The sequence below is a fragment of the Achromobacter sp. DMS1 genome (genome assembly GCF_001270295.1).
In genome coordinates this window covers 1-7844 of sequence record NZ_LHSJ01000199.1, presented here as the reverse complement: position 1 = coordinate 7844, position 7844 = coordinate 1, and the positions used below count along the sequence as shown (strand labels likewise).

Genomic DNA, 7844 nt, shown 5'->3' with positions numbered 1-7844 from the left:
AACACCTGATAGGGGCACAGCGACTCGTGGGCGGAGCCCCAGCGCCGCGGCTCGGCGCGCGCTCCCAGAAGCGTCTGCATGACGTAGGCCATGAACGCCATCGAGGTGTCGAACAGCGACGCTTCGAGGGCTCGACGGGCCGTCCTCCCAGAGGGCGGGCCCTTCGGCCCACAGAAGCAGGCTTGCGCCGTAGCGGGATTCGAAGCGCAGTTGCGCGTCGGGCTCCATGATGACGAAATCGCCCGCCTTCGCGTCCAGGGACTTGCCCTGGCAGTGGAATCGCACGTCTCCTCCCAGCACATACAGGTCCACCAGCGCCGTCAGCCGGTGGGCGGGAACGCAGGCGCCGGGCAGCAGCATGAGCTGGGTCATGCGCCGTTGGTGCGGCGTGTTGGCATAGTCGTAGACGAGGCGGCGCGTCAGGCCCGGTACCCGCGTGGCGGATACCGGCACGGCGTCCAGCATGATGTTGAGGTCGGGCAGGTGTTCGGGAAACGCGTTCTCGAATGCCGCATGGCGGTTGCCCGCATGCAGGCTGTGGGTGACGTCCGGCCCGTAGGCGACCGGGCCTTCCATCCGGCCCACCGTGAGCGTGGGCAGATAGGCGATGGCGTCATGGGTGGAGCCGGGGAAATTGATGCCGAGCTCGCCGGCGCCGTCGTGCCCTGGTAATCCGTCAAGGCGCCGGAGAGAAAGTAGCTGAACGCGTTGCCCAGGTGCTGGTGCACTCCGGTCCGGGTGAGGGTGTCGAAGAACATGAACCCGAACGACTGTCCGGTCCGGTCGTCGCGCCGGACGATCTTCTGCGCCAGCCCGGCCTTGCCCACATCCTGCCAGGGCTGTCCGGATACGTCATACACGTACACACCCGGCTGCCGGGCCATGCGCCCCGCCTTGTTGTCTTCCATTACGGCCTGCATTGCTGTCTCCTGTCGAAATTCGGCGCCTTCAATGGCTATTTATTATCATATGATAATAAATCGTCGGCGGCGACCCCGAATGGCTTTGCCGTCGCGGGCCGTGGATGGCATAGAATTCCACGCTCTCGGCCCAAGCCTATCTATCCAGCCTTATGCAATTCAAACGACTGACGGCCTACCGGGTCCGGCGCGTGGCGGAGTCCATACTCGGCCTGGCCGAGGACTTGTTCGCGCGGCATCTCGGCATCCGCGCGCTCGACTGGCGCGTGCTGGTCAAGCTGGCCGACGCCCCCGGCAGCACCGCCACGGAAATCGGGCGCGACATGCTGCTCACGCCGGTGCAGACCGGACGCAGCCTGCTCAAGCTGCGCGAACTCGAGATGGTCGAGGCCATGCCGGATCCCACCGACGGCCGCGCGACGCGCTACCTGCTGACCGCGGCGGGCCGGCGCAGCTACGAGCTCGGCACGCGCATCGTGCTCAAGGTGCAGAGCCACGTGCTGCGCGATTTCACCCCGGTCGAGCAGGTGGCGCTGGACGGCCTGCTGGACCGGCTGGTGGCCTGCAGCGAATACGGCGAGGAAGACGTCGAGCGCCTGTCGGACGAGCTGTTCGGCCGCAAGGGCCGGCACGGCTAGGGCGTGTCGACGCGCGCGGCCTGGTAGGCTTGCGCGGACGAGCGGTTACCAGCGACAGGCCGCGTCGACGTCCAGCGTGGCGCCGGTGATCATGCCCGCCGGCCGGGCTGCCCAGGAACAGAATGCTTTCGGCCACGTCTTCGGGGCTGAGCCAGCGGCCCAGCGGCACCATGCCGGCCACGTGGTCGATGTCCGCGGCGCTCAGGGCATTGCGGGTGAGGGCCGTCAGCACCGGGCCGGGGCAGACGGCATTGACGCGGATCCGCCTGGGCGACAGCTCGAAGGCCGTGTGACGCATCAGGCCCAGCATGCCGGCCTTGGCGGCCGTGTAGCCGACGCCGCCCGTATACGACACACGCTTGGCCGCCAGCGACGCGACGTGCACCACCGCCTTGCCGGTGCTAGCGTCCAGCAGAGGCAGCATGTGCCGGGTGCAGAGAAAGGCGCCCGTCAGGTTGACGTCGAGCGCGCGCTGCCATTCCTGCGCGCTGGTGGTTTCGAAGCGCCCGCGCGAGACGATGCCCGCGCAATTGACCAGCAGGTCGACCGTGTCCGCGCCGGCTTCCGCGATCGCCGCGATGGCCCGCCTGACGGACGATTCGGAGGCCACGTCCACTTCCGCGCCGGTCAGCCGCAGCCCGGCTTCGGAGAAAGCCCGAGCCATGGCGTCCAGGGCGGCTTTGTTGTAGTCCAGCGCCACGACGGCGGCGCCGCGGCGCGCGGCCGCCCAGGCTGTGGCCAGGCCGATGCCGCTGGCCGCGCCGGTCACGGCGACGACACGATTAAGGTAGTCCATGCGTTATCTCCCGTTATGGGCGGCGCATTCCTAGGGATAGTCCCAGGGCGGCTTGCGCACGCGCCGTCTCCTGCCTGCGATATATTATCAAATGATAATAAATTGAGCCTGAATGGTCAGCTCAAGAACGGAGACAGCCATCGTGAGTACCCTGATCCAAGACCGTGCGACCTGCCAGGCCGGCACCGACGCGAAGATCTTCTGGCGATTGATACCCATCATTCTCGTCAGCCTGATCGTCAATCAGCTCGACAAAGTCAATGTGGCCTTCGCCAAGCTGCAGATGGCGCCCGACATCGGGCTGTCGAATGCGGCCTATGGCCTGGGAGCCGGCATTTTCTTCGTCGGGTACTGCCTGTTCGAAGTGCCGAGCAACATGATTCTGCACCGCGTCGGCGCGCGCGCCTGGCTCACGCGCATCATGGTGAGCTGGGGCATTCTGTCGGCCTGCACCCTGTTCGCGGCCGGGCCGGTTTCGTTTTATGCGATTCGCTTCCTGCTCGGCGTGGCGGAGGCCGGCTTCGCGCCGGGCATCATGCTGTACGTGAGCCAATGGTTTCCGGCGCGCACGCGCGGCAGAATCATTGCCGCCTTCATGACGGCGCTGCCCATTTCCGGCGTCATCGGCGCGCCGCTGTCGGCCTGGCTGATGAGCGCCACGCCGCACTTCCTGCCTCTCGAGGGCTGGCAATGGATGTTCCTGTGCGAAGGGGCGCCGGCAATCCTGTGCGGCATTGCCTTTTGGATGCTCGTGCCCGACCGCATCGACGACGCGGCATGGCTGCGCGCGGACGAAAAAGCGGCCTTGAAAGCCGAACTGGGGCCGGTCGACGGGGGCCACGCCGGCAGCTTCCGGCAGGGACTCACGGACGGGCGCGTCTGGCTCTTGTGCATGATTTATTTCGCCTTCGTGGCGGCGCTGTACGGCGTGAGCTTCTGGCTGCCGACCCTGATCAAGGCATTGGGCTACGCCGGCCTCGCCGAGATTGGCTGGATGACCGCTGTTCCCTATGCGGCGGCGGTGGCGGCCATGCTGGCGCTGGCCTGGAATTCGGACCGCACGGGCGAGCGCCGGCGGCATCTGGCGTGCGCGGGGCTGACGGGCGCGGCCGCGCTGGTGCTCAGCGTCGTGCTGCGCGCGGATCCGGTCTGGTCGTTCGTGGCGCTCACGGTGGCCATGGCCTGCATCGTCAGCGCCATTCCCCTGTTCTGGAACCTGCCTACCGCTTTTCTCACCGGCGCCGCCGCCGCCACCGGGTTCGCGCTGATCACGTCTATCGGCAACCTGTCGGGCTTCGTCGCGCCCTACCTGGTCGGCCTGGCGGCCGACGCGACAGGGCAGGTGAGCAGCGGCTTGTACGGCCTGGCCTGCGCGGCCGTGATCGGCGCGGCGCTGGTGTTCCGCCTGCCGTCGCGTCTCCGTGGAACGGGGAGCGCGATAATGGCGGCCGCCATGAAGCGCGTGGCGCTGGTCACCGGCGCGGCCCGCGGCATCGGCGCGGCCATTGCAAGACGGCTTTGCGAGACGGGGCGCCACGTGATCCGTGGCCGACCTCGACCTGGACGCGCGGCCGCCTCGCCGCGGAGCTCGCAAGCGCCGAGGCCCGCCGCCTGGACGCGGGCGAACCCGGCAGCATAAGCGCGCTGTTCGCCCAGCTCGAACAACGGCACGGCCGCTGCGACATCCTGGTGAACAACGCGGGAATCGCCCGTCCCGCCGCTTTTCTCGACGGTACGCTGGAGCAATGGCAAAACGTCATGGCCGTCAACCTGACCGGCCCCATGCTGCTGGGCCAGCATGCCGCCAGGATGATGCTGCGGCATCGCTGGGGCCGCGTCGTGAACATCACGTCCATCAGCGGCGTGCGCGCCGGCGTCAATCGCGCGGCCTATGGCAGTTCCAAGGCGGGCCTGGCCGCGCTCACCCGGCAGATGGCGATCGAGCTGGCCGGGCATGGCATCACGGCCAATTGCGTTGCGCCGGGCCCGATCGAAACGCCGCTGACGCGGGCGCAGCATCCGGAAGCGACGCGGCGCGCGTATGAACAGACAGTGCCCATGCGCCGCTATGGCGCGCCCGAGGACATCGCGCGCGCCGTGGCGTTTCTTTGCGAGGAGGAGGCCGGCTACATCACCGGCCAGACCCTGGCGGTCGACGGGGGATTCCTGGCGGCGGGCCTGCTGGCCTTCTGAGCCGGGGCCCTCAGCGCGGCAGCAGATCTCCCACGCGCGGCGCGCCGTCGAGGCTCCAGATGGCGCCGATCAGGCCGCGCAGCTCGGCTTCGGTGGCGGCGCCGGCATATTGGCCCAGGCGCAGCGTCTTGTCCTCGATTTCGTCGCGGCCGAGGGTGTTGCCGGGGTCGCCCTTGGGTTCGTCCACGCGGGCATGGAACACGCGGCCGTCGCGCGTGTAGACGGTGACCTTGCCGATCCAGCGTCGGGGGTAGGCGGCATCGACTTCGGGGTCGAGCTGCATTTCCACGCGCGCGCGGAAATCGGCCACGCCCGGGTCGTCCAGGCCGGCGTCGAATTCGGCCAGGCCGGCGCGGCCCTGGCGGGCGATGAGGGCCAGCACGGTGCCCATGGAGAATTTGGACTGGTGCACGGTGGCGGGGTTGACGACCGGCCCGAGCACGTCGATGGCGCCCTGGTGCACGTGGGCCACCACGCGCTCGATGTCGGATTCGGAGAGCCCGTTTTCGCGCAGGGCGAGCTGCAGGGCGTCGGCGGCCGGATGGGTGTGGCGGCAGGAGGCGTGGTACTTGAACGAGGTTTCGGCCAGCGCCCAGCGCGTGCCCAGGCGGTCGACCAGGCGGCTGGGGTCGGCGTCGGTGGACATGCCCGCGGCCATGCCTTGCGGACCTTCGAGGATGTGGCGCGCGCCGGTGAAGCCTTCTTTGGCGAGATAGGCGGCGGTGATGCCGTCGGCGGCCGCCTTGGCCGTGTGCAGCTGCTTGGAGTCGGCGGCGTCGCGCAGGAATTCCCACAAGCCGGCGGCCTGGGTGCCGGCCGAGCCCAGCGCGTGCAGCATCTGCTCGGGCGTGAGCCTGAGCAGGCGGCCCACGGCGACGGCGGCGGCCAGGGTGCCGGCGGTGCCGGTGGTGTGGAAGATCTTGTAGTGCGAGCGGCCCAGGAATTCGCCGACCCGGATGCCGATCTCGTAGCCGGCCACGGCCGCCGTCAGCAGTTCGGCGCCGGAGCTGCCCAGGGCCTGCGCCACGGCGAGCGCGGGCGGAAACACCACGGCGGCGGGATGGAACACCGAGCCGTTGTGCACGTCGTCCTGTTCGACCACGTGCGCGGCGGCCGCGTTGACCATGGCGGCAAAGAGGGGCGTGGTGCGGCGGCGGGTGATGAGGACTTCGCTGGGGCCGTCGGCCGGGCCCATGGCGCGGGCGTAGCGCTCGATGGCCTGCACGGGGCGCGCCGAGGCGCCCGCCAGGATGGAGCCCAGGCAATCGAGCAGCAGGTCTTCGGCGCGGCGCAGGACCGCGGCGGGGATGTCTTCGTGGCGCAGGTTGGCCGCGAAGGCGGCGAGTTCCGCGCTTGGATGGGAGGAGTGTTCGAGGCTCATGGTCAGAAGGAACGGGGCAGGCCCAGGATGTGTTCGGCGACGTATGACAGGATGAGGTTGGTGGAGATGGGCGCCACCTGGTAGAGCCGGGTCTCGCGGAACTTGCGCTCGACGTCATACTCGTTGGCGAAGCCGAAGCCGCCATGGAACTGCAGGCAGGCGTTGGCCGCTTCCCAGGATGCGTCGGCGGCCAGCAGCTTGGCCATGTTGGCCTGCGCGCCGCAGGGCTGGTGCGCGTCGAACAGGCGGCAGGCCTCGAAGCGCATGAGGCTGGCGGCCTCGACGTTGATGTAGGAGCGCGCGATGGGGAACTGCACGCCCTGATTCTGGCCGATGGGGCGGCCGAAGACCTTGCGCTCCTTGGCGTAGGCCGTGACCTTGTCCACGAACCAGTAGCCGTCGCCGATGCATTCGGCGGCGATGAGCGTGCGCTCGGCGTTCAGGCCGTCGAGAATGTACTTGAATCCCTTGCCTTCCTCGCCGATCAGGTTCTCCGCCGGGATTTCCAGGTTGTCGAAGAAGAGCTCGTTGGTTTCGTGGTTGACCATGTTGGGAATGGGGCGGACCGTCATGCCGTGCTTGACGGCATCGTGCAGGTCCACGATGAAGATGGACATGCCCTCGGACTTGCGCGCGACCTGGTCCAGCGGCGTGGTGCGCGCCAGCAGGATCATGAGGTCCGAGTGCTGTACGCGGGAGATCCAGACCTTCTGGCCGTTGACCACGTAGCGGTCGCCGCGGCGCACCGCGGTGGTCTTGATCTTGGTGGTGTCGGTGCCGGTGGTGGGCTCGGTGACGCCCATGGACTGCAGGCGCAGCTCGCCGCTGGCGATGCGCGGCAGGTACTGGCGCTTCTGCGCCTCGGAGCCGTGGCGCAGCAGGGTGCCCATGTTGTACATCTGGCCGTGGCAGGCGCCCGAGTTGCCGCCGCTGCGGTTGATTTCCTCCATGATGATGGAGGCTTCGGTCAGGCCCAGGCCCGAGCCGCCGTACTCCTGGGGGATCAGCGCCGCCAGCCAGCCGGCCTCGGTGAGCGCGCGCACGAAGTCGTCGGGGTAGCCGTGCTCTTCGTCGATCTTGCGGAAATACTCGGCGGGGAATTGGGCGCAGAGGTCGCGCACGGCTTCACGGATGTCCTGGTAGGCGTCGGCGGATTGAGACATGAGGCAATCGAAAAAGGGTTTGCGATAGCGGGCAATGTGCCGCAACGGCGGGCGGCTGCCAATTCACAATTCATTAATACGGGGTTTTCGGAGGCGAAAGCTGGGCGGGGCGCGCCGGGGAATGTGTCAAGAAATTGCCAAACTGGATGTCCATAATCCGGGCCATTACGCCCGCTGCGCGGGCGCCACGCGATGGATGGACATGAAAAGGAATCTCAAGGTCACGACGGCGATGACGGCCGCCCTGGCGGTGTTCGTGGTGCTGTTCGCGGTGGCTGCCGCGGCGGGCATTGCGGTCTTGCGGGACAATCGCGCGCAGATCGAGGCGCTGGGGCGCGGCAGCATCGAGCGCGCCGGCGATCTGGCCGAGACGACCGGCCGCCTGTTCCAGGCGCGCGCCGCCCTGACCGACGCCAAGACGGCCATGGAAAGCGGCATGCAGGAGGCGCGCGACGCCCACCTGGCCCAGGCGCAGGCGTTGCTGGCGCAGGCGGCCGCGGGCGCCGGGCGGCTGCGCGCCAACCCGGACGGCGACCCCGACGGCGGGCCGCTGTTCGACAGGGTGCTGGCGGCCTATGGCCGTTTCGCCGATGGCGCGCTGGCGCCGCTGCACAAGGCGATCCAGGGTTGGAACGGCATCGAGGCCAGCCGCATCGTGGAGCAGGCGCTGGCGCCGGCGGGCGCGGCCTATGTGCAGAGCGCGGACGCCTACCAGGTCCACGCGCGGCAGCGGGGCGAGGCCGCGGTGGCCGG

The 7844-nt window shown here is 68.7% G+C and carries 7 protein-coding genes and 1 pseudogene; 4 read left to right on the top strand and 4 right to left on the bottom strand.

Features of this window, described 5'->3' with window-relative positions; translation table 11 throughout:
* Positions 1-576 (bottom strand): hypothetical protein (locus AD428_RS26365; RefSeq protein WP_200908067.1); only part of this gene is annotated, 576 nt, incomplete at its 3' end.
* 496 nt (positions 577-1072) lie between these two features.
* Between AD428_RS26365 and AD428_RS28325 the strand changes: the two are divergent.
* Positions 1073-1354: pseudogene (locus AD428_RS28325) on the top strand (hypothetical protein); the annotation flags it as partial.
* 76 nt (positions 1355-1430) lie between these two features.
* Here AD428_RS28325 and AD428_RS25485 read toward each other — a convergent pair.
* A complete protein-coding gene (locus AD428_RS25485; RefSeq protein ID WP_082308506.1) occupies positions 1431-2354 on the bottom strand; it encodes an SDR family NAD(P)-dependent oxidoreductase in 924 nt (307 codons plus the stop codon).
* Positions 2355-2496: 142 nt separating this feature from the next.
* On the opposite strand from AD428_RS25485, the gene AD428_RS19395 reads away from it, so the two are divergent.
* Both AD428_RS19395 and AD428_RS19390 read left to right on the top strand, forming a co-directional pair.
* Positions 2497-3993 (top strand): MFS transporter, encoded by a 1497-nt coding sequence (locus tag AD428_RS19395; protein ID WP_235490986.1) that lies wholly within the window; start codon positions 2497-2499, stop codon positions 3991-3993.
* Positions 3966-4547: an SDR family NAD(P)-dependent oxidoreductase gene (locus tag AD428_RS19390; RefSeq protein ID WP_235490988.1), complete on the top strand. Its 582-nt coding sequence runs from the start codon at positions 3966-3968 to the stop codon at positions 4545-4547. The genes AD428_RS19395 and AD428_RS19390 overlap by 28 nt, the downstream gene beginning before the upstream one ends.
* A 10-nt stretch (positions 4548-4557) precedes the next feature.
* On the opposite strand, the gene AD428_RS19385 is transcribed toward AD428_RS19390, so the two are convergent.
* A complete protein-coding gene (locus AD428_RS19385) occupies positions 4558-5934 on the bottom strand; it encodes an MmgE/PrpD family protein (protein ID WP_053246270.1) in 1377 nt (458 codons plus the stop codon).
* Positions 5931-7091, bottom strand: coding sequence for an acyl-CoA dehydrogenase family protein (locus AD428_RS19380; RefSeq protein ID WP_053246274.1), 1161 nt, complete (start codon positions 7089-7091; stop codon positions 5931-5933). The genes AD428_RS19385 and AD428_RS19380 overlap by 4 nt, the downstream gene beginning before the upstream one ends.
* 202 nt (positions 7092-7293) lie before the next feature.
* On the opposite strand from AD428_RS19380, the gene AD428_RS19375 reads away from it, so the two are divergent.
* Positions 7294-7844, top strand: a 551-nt coding sequence (locus tag AD428_RS19375; protein WP_235490985.1) for a Tar ligand binding domain-containing protein, incomplete at its 3' end; no start/stop codon positions are given.